Below are 21,167 nucleotides of genomic sequence, written 5' to 3' on the forward strand. Positions count from 1 at the left end.
CTCACTTTTCTAAGTAATATTCAATGAACATGGCGGTATTTTAAAAGGCTTGGATTTATGAGCCTTTAGGCCTTGTTTTTTTGTGGATTGCGTCCTTCTTGGGGTTCTATTTTCGTACCTTCGCAACTTTAAACAAAACCTCAATAATGGGAAAGAAAACGAATATAACTTTCGATGTTTTAATAGAAATACCAAAAGGAAGTAGAAATAAATACGAATATGATTTTGTGTTGAACAAAATCCGCTTTGACAGGATGCTTTTTTCATCTATGATGTATCCGGGGGACTACGGTTTCATACCTGAAACCTTGGCTTTGGATAAAGACCCTTTGGATGTTTTGGTGATGGGTACGGAGCCTGTTTATCCAATGGTGGTTATGGAGGTAAAGCCTATTGGTGTTTTTCACATGACAGATGAAAAAGGTCCCGATGAAAAAATTATCTGCGTTCCTGTTTCCGATCCCATTTGGAGCAATAATAATGACATTAGTGATTTGAATCCGCATAGATTAAAAGAAATTGAACACTTTTTTCAAGTGTATAAGGATTTGGAGGAAAAGAAAGTTGATACTGGTGGATGGGGAAATGCAGAGGAAGCCGTACAGATCTATCACGAGTGCGTAAAGCGTTACGATGAAAGTGATTTAAAAAAGAAGCGCACTTTTACGATATAATCAAAAATACGTTCAGAATATAGCCTTATTATCGAAATAATAAGGCTTTTTTTATTTATTCTATTTTACTACTTTAGGTGCCATTGTTTATACTAAACCAATATAATAATGGAATCAATCGTAATGTTTTTACCGGTATTCGGTGTTCTGGCGCTGCTGTTCGTGGCCTGGAAAAATGCTTGGGTAGGCAAGCAGGAGGTAGGTGATGAGAAAATGGCGAGAATCGCCAAAAATATCGCCGACGGCGCCATGTCTTTTTTAAAGGCCGAATATAAAATTCTCTCTGTTTTTGTAATTGCCGTTGCCGTCTTGCTCTTTTTTAAAGGTAGTAACGAGGAAGGTTCCAATGGCATGGTGGCCATTTCCTTTATTGTGGGTGCCATTTGTTCCGCACTTGCAGGTTTTATTGGAATGAAAGTGGCTACCAAGGCCAATGTAAGAACCACCAATGCAGCAAGAACTTCCTTAGGTAAAGCCTTGGAAGTAGCTTTTGCGGGAGGTGCCGTTATGGGACTTGGCGTGGTTGGTCTTGGAGTTTTAGGTCTTAGCGGACTTTTCATGATATATAGCGGGCAAGGTTGGAGTATAGGAGAGGTTCTTAATGTGCTTTCAGGCTTTTCACTTGGTGCTTCTTCCATTGCTTTATTTGCTCGCGTAGGTGGAGGTATATATACCAAAGCTGCTGATGTAGGTGCGGATTTGGTAGGCAAAGTAGAGGCTGGAATTCCTGAAGATCACCCTCTAAACCCTGCAACCATTGCAGATAACGTAGGGGATAATGTGGGAGATGTGGCTGGTATGGGTGCCGATTTGTTTGAATCCTATGTAGGATCTATAATTGGAACCATGGTACTGGGTGCCGCTTTTGTTCAGATTGATTTATTTGCGAGTGCTTTTGATGGTCTTGGGGCGGTTTACCTTCCCTTGGTATTAGCGGCAGTGGGTATTATTATGTCAATAATCGGAAGCTTCTTTGTAAAGGTAAAGGAAGGTGGAAACCCTCAAACTGCCCTGAATATTGGGGAATTTGGGTCCGCAGGTCTCATGTTGGTAGCCTCTTATTTTATCATCACCATGATGTTGCCCGAAAGTTGGAGCTTTGGAGGGGAATCCTATACATCAATGGGCGTTTTTTATGCAGTACTTGCCGGATTGGTAGCGGGTCTTGCCGTTGGAAAGGTCACCGAGTACTATACCGGAACGGGTACCAAGCCCGTAAATTCCATTGTAAAACAATCCGAAACCGGATCGGCCACTAATATAATTGCCGGTCTAGGGGTCGGAATGATGTCTACTATGTTCCCAATTCTTATTATAGCTGCGGCTATTATTGTTTCCCATATGTTCGCTGGATTGTATGGTATTGCTATTGCAGCGGTAGGTATGCTTGCCAATACCGGAATTCAGTTGGCGGTTGATGCCTACGGACCTATTTCCGATAATGCGGGAGGTATTGCTGAAATGTCCGAGTTGCCTAGTGAAGTTCGGGAGCGCACCGATAAATTGGATGCAGTAGGGAACACCACAGCGGCTATTGGTAAAGGGTTTGCCATTGCTTCTGCTGCTTTAACAGCTCTTGCCTTGTTCGCGGCCTTTATGCAAACTGCCAATGTAACCGGAATTGATGTTTCCAAGCCAACGGTAATGGCCGGACTTTTAGTTGGGGGAATGTTGCCTTTTGTCTTTTCGGCACTATCTATGAATGCTGTTGGGCGCGCTGCCATGGCCATGATTGAAGAAGTAAGGCGTCAATTTAGGGATATTCCGCAATTGAAGGCAGCTTTGGAAGTGATGCGTCAAGTAGATTCTGATATGTCCAAAGCTACTCCTGAACAAAGAGCTATTTTTGATCAGGCAGATGGGGTTGCCGAGTATGAAAAGTGCGTGGCGATTTCTACTCAAGCATCCATAAGGGAAATGGTATTACCAGGCTTATTGGCCATCGCTGTTCCTGTGGCGGTAGGTTTTCTTGGAGGAGCAGAAATGCTAGGTGGACTATTAGCGGGTGTTACTACTTGCGGGGTGCTCATGGCTATTTTTCAGTCCAATGCTGGAGGCGCTTGGGACAATGCCAAGAAAATGATCGAGGAACAAGGTAGAAAAGGTACGGATGCCCATAAAGCAGCCGTAGTAGGGGATACGGTTGGTGATCCGTTTAAGGATACTTCAGGTCCTTCACTTAATATCCTTTTAAAACTTATGTCCGTAGTGGCATTGGTCATTGCGCCTAGTATTGCCAATAATGTTAGCGGTATGGCCGGAGAAATCGAAGAGAAGGAAATAAAAATTGAAATGAAGTCCGAAGTAAATGGGGAATTGGCCCAAGCTACCATCGCTTATACTGAAGTTATCAATGGAGAGAAAATGAGCCAAGAAAAAACGTTCAGCGGTACTTCAGCGGAGGTAAAAGAACAACTGTTATCGTTTGAAAATAAGGTGAATGCCCAAGAAGGAAATTCAAAAATTGAAATAGAAAGTATTGATATTCGCAAGTGAATATTCTCAACTTGAATTATGATTGAAAAAGCCACCTCAGGGTGGCTTTTTTATTTCAAAATGTAATTTTTGGCTCATTAAACTTTTTTTAAATGCAGGTTTCGTAATAAACACAAAGTATGTTTTGTATTCTGCTTAATTTATCCAAGGTAAGATACGGGCTTCATAATTTTAAATTTTCCGTGGATAATACTCACCAATAGCTCAGTTTAAAAGAGGATGAATCATTAAATTTGGGGGTTTAAACCAAACCACCAATGAAAAAAATAGTATTACCATTAGTTTTGCTTTTTAGCTTTTTCGCTTACTCCCAGACAACCAAAGTGCCTGTTTATGCTTGGGTAGGAGGACCTGGTAAAGCAACCGATCAAGAACTCAAGGAGCAATTTTCAGAATTCAAGGAAAAGGGTATATACGGTCTCATGTACAGTGGCGGCCATGATCCGGAAACGTACGAAAGAGTAGGCAAATTTGTAAAAGAAGCGGGATTGGAATTCCATACTTGGATACCTACCATGATTCAGGGCGACCCAAAAATTAAACCAGAATGGTACGGGGTAAGTGGAAAAGGAGAGTCCACCTACGAAATTCAGCCCTACGCACCGTATTATAAGTTCATGTGCCCAAATAAAAAGGGAGTCCGTAAATATTTGAAAGATTTGTATACGGGCGTAGCCGAAGTTGAACACGTAGACGGGATTCATTTAGATTATATCCGGTATCCCGATGTAATATTGGCTCGCGGACTATGGGAAAAGTATGGACTGATTCAAGACAGGGAATTTCCCGAGTATGATTTTTGCTATTGTGACACTTGTACCAAGGATTTTAAAAAGAAAAGTGGTATTGATATTACCAAAGTGGAAGACCCCACTACTGTTCATGAATGGAAGGAATATAGGTATAATGTAATCACTGGCTTGGTAAAGGAAATCAAAGAGGCCGTTCATGAAAAAGGAAAAAAGGTGAATGCAGCAGTGTTTCCCGGTCCAACCATTTCCAAGAAATTGGTACGCCAAGAGTGGAACAATTGGGGGTTGGACGCCTATTTCCCGATGAATTACAACGACTTTTATATGGCAAATACGCTTTGGATCGGGAGCCAGGTCAAAGAGGAAGTACAAGCAGCAGGCGAAACACCGGTTTATAGTGGATTGTTTATCTGTCCTCGACCATGGAACAAGGCCAATGAAGAAGACCCGGAAGGTCATGGCCTACTACCGGAAGAATTGGGAGACGCCATTAAAGAATCTATGGAGAACGGTGCGGCCGGAATTTGCTTGTTTACCCCCGGCAGAATGACTGATGCGCATTGGGCTGCTTTTAAAGAGGCAATTTACAAGGAGTATACCGTAGAATAGCGAGTCATATCTTGTTAGTACTAAAAGAAAGCACCTCATGCGAGGTGCTTTTTTTGTTTTTACTTGTCCAAAAACTCCAACATTCTTTTGTTGACCTCTTCCGCTTGGTCCATAGATAAAAAGTGTCCGGCATTGTTGATAATTTCGCCTTTACCCTTGGGAAGCGTATTGGCAATTTTTACGGTCTTTGATTCATTGATTATATCATCATCGCCAATTAAGACCAAAACCGGCATTTGTAGTGTTTGTAATTTGTTTGTAGAAAAGGGACGCATGCTTAAAATAAATTCGTTTTCAGAATCGGTTTCCAACCCTAGCTTATATTGTTGAATGTAAGAGTTTTCAATATGCGTCACGTCTGTTGACATGCTTTCCAAAGTTTGTTCTATTCGCTTTTCTTTGGATGAAAACAATTTGACAATGTTTTTAAACAAATCTTTGCTAGGTCTGATCCAAGTAAAGGTCTGGGCCGGACTCAATAAAATCATGCTTTTGATTCTTTTCTGGTTGCTAAATGCCAAGTTTACAGCCATCCAACCCCCTCGTGAGGCTCCAACTAGGTGAAAATTATCCAGTTCTAGGACAAAGAGCACCTCTTCATACCAATCTATTGCTTTTTCTACATTTTCTACTTCATCATACACTTTCGATTTTCCGGGCTCCAGAAGAAAATCAATGGCAAATACCCGATAATTTTCGCTCAACGCTTGAATATTTGGATACCACATGGTAGAACTTGCATTCATTCCATGTAGCAATACCACAGGTTCCCTGTTCTTAGGACCACTCACCAATACATGGGCAATTCCATCGGTGGTGGGAATGTATAGTTCTTCATAGTCCACGTTCCATAAATTCATGGTTTGGTCATAGGCCTCATAGTATAGGGAGTCTATGGAAGAAGCTTTGGTAATGTAATCCGGTACTTTTCTATAGGCCGAAAACTTGTCAGTACAGCTATTAATAACGAGACAGGCCGAAATTAAAATTATTAATCTCATCTGGGGGAATTTCAACTAATCTGTAAAGATGGTGAGTTGACGTAAAAAAACAAAAAAATTAGAGCAAAGCCCGCCGGTCTCGCTAACAGGTTTAAAATGATTTCTAATTTTAGAAGTATTAAAGAGCTTGATAATGATATGTTTGGCTATTTGGGTTGTTGAACTATCAAAGTAATAAAAGCCACCTAGGTGGCTTTAAATTATTCTAGTCTAAAGTTGATGGGAATGCTGAAAGGAACTCGTACGGCTCGGTCCCGTTGTTTTCCCGGTGTCATTTTAGGGAGTTTTCCAATGATTCGCTTTGCTTCTTCCTCGAGTAATTTGTCCGGCCCCCGCATTTTTATTTGACCGATGTTACCATCTTTTTCAATGACAAACATGGTACTTACCCGTCCTTCTATTCCCATCTCTTGTGCTATTTCAGGATATTTGAAATTCTTTTTAATGTGCTTCATCATCATTTCTTGAAAACAGGCCCTTTTGTCCTTGGCATTTTCACATCCCGGAAAAACTGGCACTTCTTCAATAGTGATAAAAGGGATAAACTCAGGCTCATCAGTTTCCATAACTTCTACATCGGTTACTTCTATAACTTCTTCGTTTAGGTCCGTTTCGGTAGAAGCCATTTCGGTTTCAATGAGCTCTTCATCGTCTTCAATTATTTCAATGATTGGAGGTGCTACTACGGGTGCTGGGGGCGGAGGTGTTTTTATGTGTTGCGTAAAAGGTACTTCTTCGATAAGTTCATCTTCTACATTCAAACTTGCCACATGGCCATAGTTCTTGTTATAAGTTTTCCATTCCAAGGCGAGCAGGGTTAAAAGAAGGACGAATAGGAGGGCAAATAAATAATACATGCCTCTGTCTCGGTTAATATCCACTTTGGGATTTTTCTTTAATTCCATAATTCAAAAGTTTTTAAAATTTCTTGTGATGAAGCTATATCTCTTTTGATAGAATTAAAACCAGCAATGAGTAACACCCCTAGTTGGGTGAGGGAACTTTTGATTATAAATTGAAAGGTTGAGGTCTTTTACGATATTTGTTCTGGGTTTTGTGTTATGTGGGCAGTTAACTTTCGTCTAAATTTGTACTATGGGTTTGTTTGGAAAAAGGGATAAACTACAAATCATTACTTTTCAAGGTTATGGTACCAATACGGATTTCTATGCGCGTGGCCGAGCATTGGAAGATGAAGAAATAGACTTGTCCCAAAAGGGAGTTTTTAATTTAATTTGGAATACCTACAAACGTTTTGAGACAGATGAGGTTAAAAATACCCAAGTGACCATTACACTTCCTGATGGTCAAAAAATTGAGGGTAAAACGGATGGGGCCGGCTACTATAAAATAAAATGTAATCTGCAGGATTTAAGAACCTTGACCAATAGTGAAGGTTGGCTGGCCTTTGAAATTTCCTTTAATGACCCAACGCTGAAAAGGGAAATTTTACACCAGAATAGATTTCCCGGAGAAATGCTCATACCGTCTTCCAAAGCCCGCTTTGGGGTTATTAGTGATATTGACGATACCATATTGCATACAGGCGTGGTCTCTTCCTTAAAATGGAAGGTTATTTTTAACACTGTGTTTAAAACGGCGGAGAGAAGAAAACCTTTGGCCGGTGCTGCTGAATTTTATCAATTGCTGCATCAAGGTAAAAATGGAGATGAAGCAAATCCTATTTTTTACGTAAGTCACAGTCCTTGGAATATGTACCGCTATCTAGAACTGTTCCTCCAACAGAACGTTTTTCCCAAGGGGCCAATTCTTTTACGAAGCTTTCCCATTTTTGGGCGGAAAAAGCCCAACGAAAAACCTCAAAAGCAAAAAGAAATCTTGAACATTTTAAAAACCTATCCCAATCTTAAAATCATTTTGATAGGGGACAGTGGGGAATATGATGCGGATATTTATATGGAGATTACCGAGCTATATCCAAAGCAAATAATTGCTATCTATTTGCGAAGCGTTGCCCATAAAAAAAGAATGCAGCGTGTTAAGGGGCTTTTTGATAACTACACAACCGTCCCCGTACTTTTGGTAGAAAGCAGTGAACAGGCTATTGCGCATGCCAAGCAACAAGGTTTTATAAAATAGTGCTTAGAACAATCCGTTAATTTGGGCATCTATTCGGTTGATAATTGATCCTAAATCTTCCGGATTACTTACAAAGTCAAGGTCATCCACATCAATTATCAAAAGATTGCCATTTTCGTAACCATGGATCCAAGCTTCATATCTTTCGTTCAATCGGCTTAAATAATCAATGGAAATACTGTTTTCATATTCGCGGCCACGTTTATGAATCTGTTTTACCAAGTTTGGGATGGAGCTACGCAAATATATCAATAGGTCCGGAGGTTGAATTAGGCTTTCCATAAGTTCAAAAAGACTTTGGTAGTTATTAAAGTCCCTATTGGTCATAAGCCCCATTGCATGTAGGTTGGGAGCAAAAATGTAGGCGTCTTCGTAAATGGTTCGATCCTGTATGGTGGTCTTGCCACTTTGTCTTATATCCAAGACTTGCCTGTACCTATGGTTCAAAAAGTAAATCTGCAGATTAAAGCTCCAACGCTCCATTTGGGTATAGAAATCATCGAGATACGGGTTGTCTACTACATCTTCAAAATTGGCTTCCCATTTAAAGTGTTTGGCCAATAACCCTGTAAGCGTGGTTTTTCCGGCACCAATGTTACCGGCTACTGCAATGTGCATAAAGCGTGATGGTTTTTAAATATTGATATTTCTACGACCTAGATACGATGGTACAAGATACAAAGGATCATCATTTGAGGGAAAAATTTAATGGGTAAAATCCTTAGGAAAATTTTAATACGGTCTTTTGGTATAAAATTTTTATTTCCGGTCTAAAGCTGTAATTTTGCCCTGATTTTAAAAGAGGAAGGATTTGACTGATTGCAACCTCTTGTGCCCATTTAGGCCAAAACAAATGCTAAAGCAGTTGATAGGATTCTCCTTCCTATCAGACTTCTTTAGGCTATCATAAGATCCTTCAACAAAAAACTAAAGAAGTATATGTCATATCTTTTTACATCAGAATCTGTTAGTGAGGGACATCCGGATAAAGTTGCGGATCAAATCAGTGATGCCTTATTGGACCATTTTTTGGCTTTTGACCCTGAAAGCAAAGTGGCTTGTGAAACCTTGGTGACCACCGGTCAAGTTGTTTTGGCGGGCGAAGTAAAGAGCGATACCTATTTAGATGTTCAGAACATTGCAAGGGATGTCATCAACCAAATAGGGTACACCAAGGGTGAATACCAGTTTAGTGGCGATTCTTGTGGTGTTATTTCATTGATTCACGAACAATCGAAAGATATTAGCCAAGGGGTTGATCGTGGCGATAAAGAGCAACAAGGTGCCGGTGACCAAGGAATGATGTTTGGGTATGCTACCAATGAAACGGACAATTACATGCCTTTGGCCTTGGATATTTCGCACCGTATTTTATACACTTTGGCAGAACTTCGCAAAGAGGGTAAGGAAATCTCGTATTTAAGACCCGATGCCAAAGCTCAGGTAACCATTGAATATTCCGATGATAATGTTCCTGTGAGGATCGATACCATCGTGGTTTCTACCCAACACGATGCTTTTGATGCCGATGACGAGAAAATGTTGGCCCAAATAAAAAAGGATATTATTGAGGTTCTTATTCCAAAAGTAAAAGCGCAATTGCCCGAAAGTATTCAGGCTTTGTTTGATGATGCTATCAAATATCATATCAACCCCACCGGTAAATTTGTCATTGGAGGCCCTCATGGCGATACCGGATTGACAGGAAGAAAGATTATTGTAGATACCTATGGAGGAAAAGGAGCCCACGGTGGCGGAGCTTTTAGTGGAAAGGACCCGAGTAAGGTAGACCGAAGCGCTGCTTATGCCTCTAGACATATCGCCAAGAACTTGGTGGCTGCCGGGGTGGCAGATGAGGTTTTGGTGCAGGTGAGTTACGCCATTGGAGTGGTAGAGCCAACGTCCATTTTTATTGATACCTATGGTACCTCAAAAATCGATGCTACCGATGGTGAAATCGCTAAAAAAGTAGCAGAATTATTTGATATGAGACCTTTTGCCATTGAGGATAGGTTGAAACTCAGAAACCCAATTTATTTGGAATCTGCAGCTTATGGTCATATGGGTAAAACTCCTAGAACCGTAACCAAGGTGTTTGAGTCACCTTACAATGGTAGGGTAGAAAAAGAGGTGGAATTGTTCACTTGGGAGAAGTTGGATAGGGTGGAAGAAGTGAAAAAAGCCTTTCAACTGTAAATTTTTTAAAAAATAAGGGGAATTTAAAATTCCGGTATATATATTTGTTTTCTTAAAGTTCAAACACGTATTGACAGTTATCAAGAAAGGCGGAGGGACTAGACCCTGTGAAGCCTTAGCAACCCTTTGTTCAAATTTATTTGGATAGAGAAGGTGCTACGTTCTATCCCAATAATTGTTGGGGCAGATAACAACTAAAGTTACTTCCGTAATTTTTTCCGCTTTCTTATAACTATTTAATTGAAACTAGGCTTAGTGATAACTGTCTAGGTTTGTTCGTATATTGATTTGTACAACTTAAATACTATATAAAATGAGCGATTACAATTTTTCAACCAACGCACTTCATGCTGGGCATGACACAAAAGAAACTGGCGGAACGAGAGCAGTACCTATTTATCAGACTTCTTCCTACGTTTTTAATGATACGGACCATGCAGCCAATCTTTTTTCTTTGGCCGAGCTAGGTTTTATCTATACCCGTTTGAACAACCCTACCAATGAAATACTTCAAAAGCGTTTGGCCGCATTGGAAGGCGGTATTGGTGCCGTGGTTTTTTCTTCGGGTGCGGCAGCCATCTCTACAGGATTAATGACATTATTGAAAGCCGGCGATCACATTGTTGCTTCCAGTAGTTTGTACGGGGGTACTTTTAATTTGTTAAATGTAACCTTACCTAGATTGGGAATCACCACCACTTTTGTTGATGCTTCGGATGCTACAAACTTTAAAAATGCCGTTCAAGATAATACAAGGGCCTTTTTTGTAGAATCCCTTGGGAATCCAAAATTGGATGTGTTGGATTTACAAGCTATTTCAGAAGAGGCAAAAGCAGCTCAAGTACCTTTTATCGTTGATAATACAGTAGCCACACCTGCTTTATTAAATCCTATTGAGCACGGGGCTAATATCGTTATTCACTCCATGACCAAATATATTGGCGGACAGGGTACTTCTTTGGGAGGTGTCATCGTAGATGCCGGTACTTTTGATTGGGCCAATGGTAAATTCCCGGAGTTTACAGAACCTTCTGCTGGTTACCACGGTTTGGTGTATCATGAAGCCTTGGGTGCAGCGTCCTATACCTTCAAATTGATTTTAGAGGGGCTGCGTGATTTTGGAGGGGCTTTGAGTCCGTTCAACGCCTTCCAGATTATTCAAGGTTTGGAGACTTTGAACGTTCGTATCAAGCAGCATAGTGAAAACGCTCTGGAATTGGCAAAATGGTTGGAAGGTCGCGATGAGGTCGCTTGGGTCAACTACCCTGGATTGGAAAGTAGCAAATACAATGAGCTGGCTAAAAAATACCTTCGCAAAGGCCAAAGTGGTTTGGTTACATTCGGTGTTAAAGGAGGTTTTGAGGCAGCCAAGAAATTGACCGATGCCACTAAAATATTCTCTTTGTTGGCAAATATTGGGGATACCAAATCCTTGATTATCCATCCGGCCAGTACTACCCACCAGCAGTTGAACGAAGAGCAACAGGCGGGTGCCGGAGTAAGCCAAGATTTGATCCGTCTTTCAGTTGGCTTGGAAGACGTAGCAGATTTAAAAGCTGATCTGGAACAAGCTTTTAGTCAAATATGATAAATAAGTAATGGCGGTTTGTTGAGGGTATGAGGTGTCCCTTTTCCTTCAACAAATTGCTGTTAGCACAATAAAAATTTATGCTCCATCATCTTCAAATAAAGAATTATCAAACCCTGGGTCAAAAGACGCAGGATATTGAGCTTTCATACCAGCTATTCGGTCAAGAGCTGCGCAGCGCCCCTATCGTATTGGTCAACCATGCCCTTACCGGAAACTCGAATGTTACCGGAAACGATGGCTGGTGGTCTGCCCTAATTGGAGAAGGAAAGTGTATCGATACCAATAAATACACTATCCTTTCCTTTAATATTCCCGGTAACGGACATGACAAATTCGTCATTGAAAACTACAAGGATTTTGTGGCAGGGGATATGGCCCGTATATTTCTTCAAGGGCTTGAAATGCTTGAAATCAAAAAGCTTTATGCGATCATTGGTGGGTCATTGGGAGGGGGCATTGCTTGGGAGATGGCGGCCCTCAATCCTAAAATAACAGAACATTTGATTCCGGTGGCTTCTGATTGGAAGTCTACCGATTGGTTGATTGCCAACTGCCAAATACAAGAACAGTTTTTGGTCAACTCCAAGCAGCCTGTACATGATGCCCGTATGCACGCGATGTTGACTTATCGAACTCCGGAATCCTTTAAAGAACGCTTTAAAAGAAGTACCAATGAAGAATTACAGGTTTTCAATGTAGAAAGTTGGTTGATGCACCACGGTGAGAAACTACAAGGAAGGTTTCAGCTTTCAGCCTATAAATTGATGAACCAATTGTTGAAGACCATCGATATCATGAGGGATGGTGACTGTAATTTTATAGAACTTCAAAACAGCGATATGAATATCCATATTGTTGGAGTAGATTCGGATTTGTTCTTTACAGCGAAGGAAAATAAGGAAACGTACAAGCAGTTGGCCCAAGCGAATAGTAATGTTACCTATGGTGAAGTACACTCACTTCATGGACATGACGCCTTTTTGATCGAGTTTGACCAAATGGAACAGCTACTGCGACCTATTTTCAGTAGAAATGGAAAAAGTCAAGGACTGAAAGTACTCAAGTTTGGGGGTAAATCGCTTTCCAATGGTGAAGGCTTGGAAAGGGTTTTGAACATCATTACCAAGAAAGTAAGTGAAGGCGAGAATATAGCGGTCATTCTTTCCGCTCGAGGAAAGGCAACGGATCAGCTTGAAAACCTATTGGAAAGGGCAGCTTCCGGTCATAATTACCATAAGGACTTTGAGGCCTTTGAAAAATACCAACAGCACAGTTTTAAAAATATAAAACTGGGAGATGAATTTAAGGAGCTGGCAAAAATTTTGGAAGGTGTTTCCCTTTTAGGTGATTATAGTCAGAAGGTTAAAGACCAGGTGTTGGCTTTTGGGGAATTGATTTCCATTAAACTGGTAAGTAAGTTATTGGTAGGACGGGGAATTTCGGCACAAGCCTTGGATTCTCGGTTATTGTTGAAAACCGATTCCAATTTTGGTGATGCCGCTGTAGATGAGGTTAAGTCAAAGGAGAATGTAATTAGGCATTTCGCAAATTTGGAGACGCAAACTGTACCGGTCATTTCTGGGTTTATTGCTTCCGACGAAAATGGGGATACCACCACTTTAGGAAGAAATGGCAGTAACTATTCCGCTGCGCTATTTGCCAATTTTTTGAATGCAGAAGAACTCCAGAATTACACCCACGTAGACGGAATTTTTACGGCCAATCCGGATTTGGTACCTGATGCCAGGCGAATTGACAATCTTAGTTATAGTGAAGCCAATGAGCTAGCTAATTTTGGAGCCACCATCTTGCATGCAAAAACAATTATACCCTTAATTGAAAAAAATATTCCCTTGAGAATATTGAATACCTTCAATGATGACAATGAAGGAACCTTGATCAGTGCCAAGTCAAAAAAAGGGGGTATCCGTTCGCTTTCGGTCATTGAAAATGTAGCGCTGATTAATTTAGAGGGTAGGGGACTGCTCGGAAAAGTTGGGGTTGATGCCCGTATTTTCAGGGCCTTGGGCCAAAACAATATTAGTGTAAGTATTGTTTCACAAGGATCCTCGGAACGTGGTATTGGTCTTGTGGTGGATGCCGATAAGGCGCAAAGAGCAAAAAAGGCCTTGGATGCTGAATTTGCAGGAGATTATGAGACCAAGGATATCAATATGATAACTGTTCAAGATCAAGTGTCTGTAATATCTGTGGTAGGTCAAGATTTAAGTACTTTTCATAGGCCCTTTAACGCTTTGATCAAGAATCAGGTAGTGCCGTTATTGTTCAATAATACGGTTTCCGGAAAGAATGTGAGTTTGGTGGTCAAAAAAACCGATTTGCACAAGGCCATCAATGTAATGCACGGTCAGATTTTCGGAATCAGCAAAAAAGTGAACTTGGCCATTTTCGGTCATGGAAATGTGGGCGGTACTTTGATCGAACAGATTTTAAAGTCCAAAAAGGCCATTGAAGAGCGTAAGGGAATCGACTTAAATGTGTTTGCGGTAGCCAACTCACGTAAAGTTCTTTTGGAGAAAAAGGGAGTTCCCAAATCATGGAAAAAAGCCATTGAGGAAAGGGGAGTGTCCTACACGTTTTCCGATGTGATGGAGTTCGCCAAAAAGAACCATTTGGAAAACTTGATTGCTGTTGATAATACGGCCAATGAAGATTTTGTAGCCCACTATTTCGATTTTGTAGAAAATGGTTTTGATTTGGTTTCCTCCAATAAAATAGCTAATACCCTTGGTTTTGATTTTTATCAATTATTACGGGAAGAGCTGGGGAAGAACCAAAAACAATACTTATATGAAACCAATGTGGGAGCAGGGCTACCATTGATCGATACCATTAAATTATTGCATTTAAGCGGTGAGAACATTACCCAGATTAAAGGGGTTTTCTCTGGTTCTTTAAGCTATATCTTCAATACGTTTTCGGAGTCCGATAAGCCATTCTCGGCCATTTTGTTGGATGCCATGAAAAAAGGATTTACCGAGCCAGATGCACGTGAGGACCTTTCCGGTAATGACGTGGGTAGAAAATTATTGATTCTAGCGAGGGAGTTGGATTTAAGCAATGAGTTTTCTGATATCAGTATCAATAATCTAATTCCGGAAGAATTACGAGATGGTTCAGTAGATGATTTCTTAAAGAAATTGGACGTGTTGGATGCCAAGTTCAGTGAAATAAAGAAAAACCAGAAACCAGGCCATGTCTTACGCTATGTAGGTGATTTGCACGGAGATTTACAGAAGGAAAAGGGTATTCTGGAAGTAAAATTGGTTTCCGTGCCTAAAGAAAGTGCCTTGGGACAGGTGAAAGGTTCCGATTCCATTATTGAAATATATACGGAGTCTTATGGCAAAAACCCGTTGGTGATTCAAGGTGCAGGTGCAGGGGCGGCAGTAACCGCCAGAGGAGTGTTTGGGGATATTTTAAGGATTGCCGAAAAGGGATAGATTTTAGGAGTTAGGAGTTAGGAGTTAGGAGTTAGGAGTTAGAAGTTAGGAGTTAGGAGTTAGGAGTTAGGGGTTAGGAGTTAGGGGTTAGGAGTACCTATAATTAGTTAAAAGTTTATAGTTATAAGTTAAAGAATTATAGCTAAAAGAAGTAGTAGATTTTTTTAGCTTCTGGCGGTAAACTACTATCCATTAGGAACAAAAAAGAAAAAGAAAAAAAGGAAGAAATGAGTACAAATAAATTTGAGACGAATGCGATTCGCACGCAGTTGAAACGGTCAGAAAATCTTGAGCACTCGGTGCCCATGTACGTGACCTCTAGTTTTGTGTTTGAAGATGCCGAGGATATGCGCGCGTCTTTTGCGGAGGAGAAGGAGCGAAATATTTATTCCCGCTACTCAAATCCGAACTCTTCCGAGTTTATTGAAAAAGTGTGCCAAATGGAAGGTGCCGAAGATGGATTTGCGTTTGCTTCAGGTATGGCAGCGGTTTTCTCCACCTTAGCGGCCTTGTTGGATACCGGGGATCATGTAATTTCTTCTCGAAGTATTTTTGGCTCTACCCACTCTCTTTTCAATAATTTTTTCCCGAAATGGAATATCAGCCATTCCTATTTTAAATGTGATGAGGTAGAAAAGATAGAATCGCTGATTACGCCCAAAACCAAAATTCTATATGCGGAAACTCCCACGAATCCCGGAGTTGATGTGTTGGATTTAGAATATTTGGGGGCAATTGCCAAAAAGCATAATTTGATTTTAGTCATTGATAATTGCTTTGCTTCACCATATTTACAGCAGCCCATAAAATTTGGCGCCGATTTGGTTATACATTCCGGAACTAAATTAATGGATGGGCAAGGTCGTGTTTTGGCGGGCATCACTGTAGGAAAAAGGGAATTGGTAGATAAGGTGTACCGTTTTTCCCGAATTACGGGTCCCGCACTTTCGCCTTTTAATGCTTGGGTGCTTTCCAAAAGCTTGGAGACCTTGGCGGTACGGGTGGATAGGCACTGTGATAACGCCCTGAAATTGGCCGCGTTTCTAGAAGGTCATGAAAAAGTGAATTGGGTACGTTACCCCTTCTTAAAATCACACCCTAAATACGAGGTGGCCAAAAAGCAAATGAAGGCCGGTGGCTGTGTAGTTGCTTTTGAGGTGAAAGGAGGATTGGAAGCTGGACAAAAGTTCTTCAATTCTATAAAACTATTGTCCTTATCCGCCAATCTGGGTGATTCAAGAAGTATTGTGACACATCCGGCATCAACCACCCACAGTAAGTTGTCAGTAGAAGAGCGTGCAGAAACCGGTATTACCGATGGTACCGTGAGGGTTTCCGTAGGATTGGAACATGTAGATGATATTATTGCCGATATCAAACAAGCGTTGGAAGCTTAATTAGGCTTTTTTGAAGCAATCATCATGTGTGGGCTAAAAGCGAGCAGGTTTTCGTCATTTTCCGTGATGGAAAGTAATTCGCTCAAAGTCTTTTTGTTCTTAGGATGCAGCATGCTAGAAAAGTAATCTTTGTCTAGCCAAGTCATTCCTTCAACAGCCGTAAGCAGATTATGGGTGAACCCCGCTTGTTGAAATTCCCTTTTTAGTTCTTCAGGGCGGTGGTAGTATGCTTCTCCCATGAGACCCGGAAACTGCTTGGGAGGAAAGTGATTACTAGAGGTGAGTTCTTCCTTGCACATGTTGAAAAAGTTCTTGTCATGAATATACCCATGAAGGAGCCCCACCAAGGTGGAGGCCGTATAATTGATAGCAAAACCAAGTACCGTTCCCCCGGATTTTAAAACCCGCATTGATTCTGAAATAGTTTGGGCTCTATCTTTAGGGTTCTGCAGATGGTATAAGGGTCCGTGAAGAAGGATGATGTCGGCAAATTTATTGGGGTAATCCAATTGCTGGGAAGCCCCGACTTTTACCGAAAAGCCATTTTTAGATTTTTTGGCCCGCTTTTGAGCGAGTTTGATGTGCTTCATCACCGGTTCTACAAGATATACCTTATGACCTAAGTCTGAGAGCCATTCGGAGTATTTTCCGGTACCTCCGCCAACATCTAAAATAACCATGTTGGGTTTGTGAAGGTGTTTTTTGATAAGTTCTTTCACTCGTTCAAACTCAAAGATTCCCATGCCGTTTTCTAGCCGGGTTTCCTCAGAAGCCTGATTATAAAAGTCTTCTACGTTTTTGCTGATGAGTTTCTTGTGGTTGGTCATTTGACGGGTAGTTAATACAACTTGTAGCCCTCAAAGCTAAGAATATTGATGGTTTGTATAGGTTGATTCGCGCTTCGTTTTCGGGGTTAATTCCAATTAAGGATACGAGCCATTAAAAATTTTAATTTTCTGTATCTTCGCCTTATGCTCTCTAAAAAGACCAAATATGGCCTCAAGGCCCTTGCTTATTTAGCTTCCCAAAAGGAAAAAGCGCCTGTGCAGATTTCTGAAATTGCAAAGTGCGAAAATATTTCCCAAAAGTTTCTGGAGAGTATTTTATTGTCCCTTCGAAAAAGTGGTTTTTTAGGTTCTAAAAAAGGAAAGGGCGGAGGGTACTACCTCATAAAGGAGCCCAATGAAATTCTGATGACCGATGTCATGCGGGTGTTGGAAGGGCCAATATCTATGGTGCCCTGTGTAAGCCTCAATTTCTACGAAAAATGTGCAGATTGCCGTGACGAAGCCACTTGTTCGGTAAATAAGCTCATGCTTATGGTCAGGGATGCCAACCTTGAGGTTTACCGAAATAACACTTTAGCTGACCTCATAATTTCTTAATCATTGATTTTGAGTATTTCATCGGTTGAAAATATCTTAGAAAAAAATACGTTTTGTTAATAATCTACTAAATCCATAGGGTAATTGTAAATTCTTTTGGTTTGGTGCTACTCAGTTCAAAAAATAATTCTATTTTTGCTTACTCTATTAAATTAATAGGATAATAAAGGTTATGATAGTAGATCAACTTACAGTGGATTCTAAAAACCAGAAAACGACTTTTCAGAAAGACAAAACTTCTGAAAGCCCAAAAAGAAGTATCGTTAAGTCTATTAGTTGGAGAATCGTGGGAACCATAGATACCATCATTATTTCGTGGATCGTTACCGGTACCTTAACCTTGGCTTTCTCCATAGGTTTGATAGAATTGGTAACCAAAATGGTTCTGTACTTTTTTCATGAGCGAATCTGGAACAAAATATCTTGGGGTAAATAATATATAGACAAATGAGTTTTTCAGAAGAATTAATTCAAGAGCAGAATAAAAAATTTGAAGGCGCAAATCCTCAAGAAATCATTGCATGGGCCATTGGGAATGCTAAAAATCCAGTAGTGACTACCAATTTTAGGCCTTATGAAGTAAATATTCTTCATGCCATTACTCAGGTAAAATCTGATATTCCCGTGGTTTGGTGCGATACGGGTTATAATACGCCCAACACCTACCGCCATGCCGAAGAACTGATCGAGCGTCTAGGTCTTCAAATAGACTTATATGTTCCAAAGCAGACCACTGCGCATAGAGATGTGGTAATGGGTATTCCGCAGATTGAAGACCCAAGACATGCCGTTTTTACCGAGCAGGTGAAATTAGAACCTTTTAGAAGGGCCATGGAAGCGCATCAACCAGATGTTTGGTTCACTAATCTTAGAAAAGGGCAAACTGCTTTGCGTGATTCTTTAGATGTATTGAGTTTAAGTAAAGATGGTGTTCTAAAAGTAAGCCCTTTCTATCACTATAGCGATGCGGAATTGGATGCCTATTTAGCGGAATTCGATTTGCCCAACGAGCATAAATATTTTGATCCCACAAAGGTTCTGGAGAACCGTGAATGTGGATTGCATACCTAAATAATTGACTATTATAAACTTCCGCTTCGGCAGGATAAAAGCATAAAAACTTGGAAACAGTTACAAAAGAACAAGAATTGGATACAGCACTTTTAGGAGCTACCGGCGATGTTGCCAACGCTTTGGAGAACGAGGCTATCTACATTATCAGGGAAGTAGCGGCGCAATTTGAAAGACCGGTACTGTTGTTTTCCGGAGGAAAGGATTCCATTACCTTGGTGAGATTGGCACAAAAAGCCTTCTGGCCGGCAAAAATCCCTTTTCCTTTAATGCACATAGATACCGGACATAACTTTCCTGAAACCATTGAGTTTAGGGATCGCTTGGTAGAGGAATTGGGTCTGGAATTGATTGTTCGCAATGTTCAAGATTCCATCGACCAAGGAAAGGTAAAGGAAGAAACTGGTAAATATGCCAGTAGAAACATGTTGCAGACCACCACTTTGTTGGATGCTATTGAGGAATTCAAGTTTGATGCCTGTATTGGTGGTGCCCGTAGGGACGAGGAGAAAGCGCGTGCCAAGGAAAGAATCTTTTCCGTGCGGGATGATTTTGGTCAATGGGACGAGAAAAACCAACGCCCAGAGTTGTTTGATATGTTGAACGGACAAATAGAATTGGGTCAGAATGTTCGTGTGTTCCCGATCAGTAACTGGACGGAGTTGGATGTGTGGAGCTACATCGAAGCTGAAAATATCGAAATTCCTTCTATATATTTTGCCCATAAGCGTAAGACTTTCTTGAGGGACGGACTTATCTGGTCTGCCGAGGACGATGTGGTTTTTAGGGCCGAGGATGAATTGGTAGAAGAACGTATCGTACGTTTTAGAACGGTAGGGGATATGTCATGTACCGCTGCGGTGGAATCCGAAGCCAATACCATTGCTAAAGTGGTTTCGGAAATTAGGGATTCTTCCATCTCGGAAAGAGGTGCACGTATAGACGATAAGCGTTCCGAAGCGGCCATGGAGAAGCGTAAGCAACAAGGGTATTTCTAAGATAGTTAAGAGTTAAGATTTAAAAGTTATGAGTTATGGGTTTTAGTGAGGTATCCTCACAGAAAAAACTAGTAACCAACAACCATATAAAGATGAAAGTATTAAAATTAGCAACAGCAGGTAGTGTAGATGACGGTAAAAGTACCTTGATCGGGCGTTTATTGTATGATACAAAATCGCTAACTACAGATAAATTAGAAGCTATTGAAAAAACCAGTAAGCAACGTGGTTACGATTACTTGGATTTTTCTTTGGCAACAGATGGTTTAGTGGCGGAAAGAGAGCAGGGAATCACTATTGACGTGGCCCATATTTATTTTTCTACCGCAACTAAAAGTTACATCATTGCCGATACTCCCGGACATGTGGAGTACACTCGTAACATGGTTACCGGAGCTTCTACCTCGCAAGCGGCCATTATCTTGATCGATGCCAGAAAAGGGGTAATCGAACAAACCTACAGACACTTTTTCATCAATAATATGCTTCGAGTAAAAGATGTTATTGTTGCTATCAATAAGATGGATTTGGTGGATTATGCGGAGGAAACCTTCAATAGCATCAAAGCTGACTTTGAAGAGTTGATGAGGAAAAGAGATTACCAAGAGCAGAAAATCACCTTTATACCGGTGAGTGCCCTAAAAGGCGACAACGTGGTAAACAAATCCGATGCCATGCCCTGGTACGAAGGTCAGACGTTGTTACAACACTTGGAAGAGCTGGATTTAAAGGATATTTACAATACCGGTACACCAAGATTTCCGGTGCAGTATGTAATTCGCCCAAAGACGGATGATTTCCATGATTTTAGAGGTTTTGCGGGAAAAGTTTATGGAGGTGAATTGAGTGTGGGAGATGAAGTAGTGGCGCTTCCATCGCAAACCCGTTCCCGTATTAAGGAAATCCATTTCCACGATAAAAAGTTTCAAACGGCTTCCCGAAGGTCTTCCGTAACCATTACTTTGGAAGATGAAATTAACGTAAGCCGTGGAGATATGCTGGTGAAAGTAGGTGATTTGCCTACCATTGACAAGCAGTTTACCGCTACCGTTTCTTGGATGGATTCAGATCAACTGGTACCGGGTAAAAAATATGTGGTTCAGCACGGTGTCAATAAAGTGTTGGCCAAAGTAGATAGAATACACCATAAAATCAGTCCTGATTATTCTGGTATCGATACCGATGTAAGTGGATTGGGCATGAATGATATCGCACAGGTATCCTTTAAATTGAACAAGCCTATTTTCTACGATAAATTTAAAGACCACCGTACCAACGGTTCCTTTATTTTGATCGATTCTCAAAGTAACAGTACCGTAGGGGCAGGCTTTATTAGCTAGTAAGGATGAGTGGAGCGGCGTTTTTGATAAAACGCTGCGCATTATTATCTATTAAACCGATAGGAAAAATATAAATAAAATCTGGGTCACCAT

17 protein-coding genes and 1 riboswitch are annotated in these 21,167 nt (G+C 40.8%); of the genes, 13 read left to right on the forward strand and 4 right to left on the reverse strand.

Annotated features, from left to right (window positions below; genetic code table 11):
- Positions 1-146 precede the first annotated feature (146 nt).
- From BIZ36_RS08530 to BIZ36_RS08540, 3 genes are all read left to right on the forward strand, one after another.
- A complete protein-coding gene (locus BIZ36_RS08530) occupies positions 147-674 on the forward strand; it encodes an inorganic diphosphatase (RefSeq protein WP_187457467.1) in 528 nt (175 codons plus the stop codon).
- A gap of 108 nt (positions 675-782) precedes the next feature.
- Positions 783-3,170, forward strand: coding sequence for a sodium-translocating pyrophosphatase (locus BIZ36_RS08535; protein ID WP_187457468.1), 2,388 nt, complete (start codon positions 783-785; stop codon positions 3,168-3,170).
- Between the two features lie 257 nt (positions 3,171-3,427).
- Positions 3,428-4,531 carry a glycoside hydrolase family protein gene (locus BIZ36_RS08540; RefSeq protein ID WP_187457469.1) on the forward strand — a complete coding sequence of 368 codons (1,104 nt, stop codon included), beginning with the start codon at positions 3,428-3,430 and terminating at the stop codon, positions 4,529-4,531.
- Positions 4,532-4,590: 59 nt separating this feature from the next.
- On the opposite strand, the gene BIZ36_RS08545 is transcribed toward BIZ36_RS08540, so the two are convergent.
- Both BIZ36_RS08545 and BIZ36_RS08550 read right to left on the reverse strand, forming a co-directional pair.
- Positions 4,591-5,532 carry an alpha/beta fold hydrolase gene (locus BIZ36_RS08545; RefSeq protein ID WP_187457470.1) on the reverse strand — a complete coding sequence of 314 codons (942 nt, stop codon included), beginning with the start codon at positions 5,530-5,532 and terminating at the stop codon, positions 4,591-4,593.
- A gap of 200 nt (positions 5,533-5,732) precedes the next feature.
- The gene (locus BIZ36_RS08550; protein WP_187457471.1) at positions 5,733-6,437 is read right to left on the reverse strand and encodes an energy transducer TonB; all 705 of its coding nucleotides are present in this window, start codon (positions 6,435-6,437) and stop codon (positions 5,733-5,735) included.
- Positions 6,438-6,627: 190 nt separating this feature from the next.
- On the opposite strand from BIZ36_RS08550, the gene BIZ36_RS08555 reads away from it, so the two are divergent.
- On the forward strand, positions 6,628-7,632 hold the full coding sequence (locus BIZ36_RS08555; protein WP_187457472.1) for an App1 family protein phosphatidate phosphatase: 1,005 nt from the start codon (positions 6,628-6,630) through the stop codon (positions 7,630-7,632).
- A gap of 3 nt (positions 7,633-7,635) precedes the next feature.
- Here the strand turns inward: BIZ36_RS08555 and BIZ36_RS08560 are convergent, their stop codons facing one another.
- On the reverse strand, positions 7,636-8,250 hold the full coding sequence (locus tag BIZ36_RS08560) for a deoxynucleoside kinase (protein ID WP_187457473.1): 615 nt from the start codon (positions 8,248-8,250) through the stop codon (positions 7,636-7,638).
- A 321-nt stretch (positions 8,251-8,571) separates the two neighbouring features.
- Here BIZ36_RS08560 and metK point away from each other — a divergent pair, with 321 nt between their 5' ends.
- The 4 genes from metK to BIZ36_RS08580 all read left to right on the forward strand — a co-directional run bounded on the left by metK (position 8,572) and on the right by BIZ36_RS08580 (position 16,280).
- Positions 8,572-9,828: a methionine adenosyltransferase gene (metK, locus tag BIZ36_RS08565; RefSeq protein WP_187457474.1), complete on the forward strand. Its 1,257-nt coding sequence runs from the start codon at positions 8,572-8,574 to the stop codon at positions 9,826-9,828.
- Positions 9,829-9,902: 74 nt separating this feature from the next.
- A riboswitch (SAM riboswitch) is annotated at positions 9,903-10,022 on the forward strand.
- Between the two features lie 119 nt (positions 10,023-10,141).
- Positions 10,142-11,416 carry an O-acetylhomoserine aminocarboxypropyltransferase/cysteine synthase family protein gene (locus BIZ36_RS08570; RefSeq protein ID WP_187457475.1) on the forward strand — a complete coding sequence of 425 codons (1,275 nt, stop codon included), beginning with the start codon at positions 10,142-10,144 and terminating at the stop codon, positions 11,414-11,416.
- An 80-nt stretch (positions 11,417-11,496) separates the two neighbouring features.
- Positions 11,497-14,883, forward strand: coding sequence for a bifunctional aspartate kinase/homoserine dehydrogenase I (gene thrA, locus BIZ36_RS08575; protein ID WP_187457476.1), 3,387 nt, complete (start codon positions 11,497-11,499; stop codon positions 14,881-14,883).
- Between the two features lie 227 nt (positions 14,884-15,110).
- Positions 15,111-16,280, forward strand: a complete 1,170-nt coding sequence (locus BIZ36_RS08580) for a trans-sulfuration enzyme family protein (protein ID WP_187457477.1) — start codon at positions 15,111-15,113, stop codon at positions 16,278-16,280.
- Here the strand turns inward: BIZ36_RS08580 and BIZ36_RS08585 are convergent.
- On the reverse strand, positions 16,277-17,107 hold the full coding sequence (locus tag BIZ36_RS08585; protein WP_187457478.1) for a class I SAM-dependent methyltransferase: 831 nt from the start codon (positions 17,105-17,107) through the stop codon (positions 16,277-16,279). The genes BIZ36_RS08580 and BIZ36_RS08585 overlap by 4 nt on opposite strands.
- Positions 17,108-17,251: 144 nt before the next feature.
- Here BIZ36_RS08585 and BIZ36_RS08590 point away from each other — a divergent pair, with 144 nt between their 5' ends.
- The 5 genes from BIZ36_RS08590 to BIZ36_RS08610 all read left to right on the forward strand — a co-directional run bounded on the left by BIZ36_RS08590 (position 17,252) and on the right by BIZ36_RS08610 (position 21,074).
- On the forward strand, positions 17,252-17,665 hold the full coding sequence (locus BIZ36_RS08590) for an RrF2 family transcriptional regulator (protein ID WP_187457479.1): 414 nt from the start codon (positions 17,252-17,254) through the stop codon (positions 17,663-17,665).
- A gap of 172 nt (positions 17,666-17,837) precedes the next feature.
- Entirely contained in the window at positions 17,838-18,101 is a 264-nt protein-coding gene (locus BIZ36_RS08595) for a DUF2061 domain-containing protein (RefSeq protein WP_187457480.1), read from the forward strand.
- 11 nt (positions 18,102-18,112) lie between these two features.
- The gene (locus BIZ36_RS08600) at positions 18,113-18,736 is read left to right on the forward strand and encodes a phosphoadenosine phosphosulfate reductase domain-containing protein (protein WP_187457481.1); all 624 of its coding nucleotides are present in this window, start codon (positions 18,113-18,115) and stop codon (positions 18,734-18,736) included.
- Positions 18,737-18,813: 77 nt separating this feature from the next.
- Complete coding sequence (gene cysD / locus BIZ36_RS08605; protein WP_187457569.1) at positions 18,814-19,734, forward strand: sulfate adenylyltransferase subunit CysD; 921 nt, start codon at positions 18,814-18,816, stop codon at positions 19,732-19,734.
- 92 nt (positions 19,735-19,826) lie between these two features.
- Positions 19,827-21,074 (forward strand): sulfate adenylyltransferase subunit 1, encoded by a 1,248-nt coding sequence (locus BIZ36_RS08610; RefSeq protein WP_187457482.1) that lies wholly within the window; start codon positions 19,827-19,829, stop codon positions 21,072-21,074.
- Positions 21,075-21,167 lie beyond the last annotated feature (93 nt).

Source organism: Cytophaga sp. FL35, from assembly GCF_014349235.1.
GTDB lineage: Bacteria > Bacteroidota > Bacteroidia > Flavobacteriales > Flavobacteriaceae > Euzebyella.

Bases quoted from the DNA above. Each gene is read 5' to 3' on its own strand.
- BIZ36_RS08550 (WP_187457471.1), bottom strand. From the start codon at position 6,437: ATGGAATTAAAGAAAAATCCCAAAGTGGATATTAACCGAGACAGAGGC.
- BIZ36_RS08530 (WP_187457467.1), top strand. From the start codon at position 147: ATGGGAAAGAAAACGAATATAACTTTCGATGTTTTAATAGAAATACCA.
- BIZ36_RS08540 (WP_187457469.1), top strand. From the start codon at position 3,428: ATGAAAAAAATAGTATTACCATTAGTTTTGCTTTTTAGCTTTTTCGCT.
- BIZ36_RS08545 (WP_187457470.1), bottom strand. From the start codon at position 5,532: ATGAGATTAATAATTTTAATTTCGGCCTGTCTCGTTATTAATAGCTGT.
- BIZ36_RS08585 (WP_187457478.1), bottom strand. From the start codon at position 17,107: ATGACCAACCACAAGAAACTCATCAGCAAAAACGTAGAAGACTTTTAT.
- BIZ36_RS08610 (WP_187457482.1), top strand. From the start codon at position 19,827: ATGAAAGTATTAAAATTAGCAACAGCAGGTAGTGTAGATGACGGTAAA.
- BIZ36_RS08600 (WP_187457481.1), top strand. From the start codon at position 18,113: ATGAGTTTTTCAGAAGAATTAATTCAAGAGCAGAATAAAAAATTTGAA.
- BIZ36_RS08535 (WP_187457468.1), top strand. From the start codon at position 783: ATGGAATCAATCGTAATGTTTTTACCGGTATTCGGTGTTCTGGCGCTG.
- metK (WP_187457474.1), top strand. From the start codon at position 8,572: ATGTCATATCTTTTTACATCAGAATCTGTTAGTGAGGGACATCCGGAT.
- BIZ36_RS08570 (WP_187457475.1), top strand. From the start codon at position 10,142: ATGAGCGATTACAATTTTTCAACCAACGCACTTCATGCTGGGCATGAC.
- thrA (WP_187457476.1), top strand. From the start codon at position 11,497: ATGCTCCATCATCTTCAAATAAAGAATTATCAAACCCTGGGTCAAAAG.
- BIZ36_RS08595 (WP_187457480.1), top strand. From the start codon at position 17,838: ATGATAGTAGATCAACTTACAGTGGATTCTAAAAACCAGAAAACGACT.
- BIZ36_RS08580 (WP_187457477.1), top strand. From the start codon at position 15,111: ATGAGTACAAATAAATTTGAGACGAATGCGATTCGCACGCAGTTGAAA.
- BIZ36_RS08590 (WP_187457479.1), top strand. From the start codon at position 17,252: ATGCTCTCTAAAAAGACCAAATATGGCCTCAAGGCCCTTGCTTATTTA.
- BIZ36_RS08555 (WP_187457472.1), top strand. From the start codon at position 6,628: ATGGGTTTGTTTGGAAAAAGGGATAAACTACAAATCATTACTTTTCAA.
- BIZ36_RS08560 (WP_187457473.1), bottom strand. From the start codon at position 8,250: ATGCACATTGCAGTAGCCGGTAACATTGGTGCCGGAAAAACCACGCTT.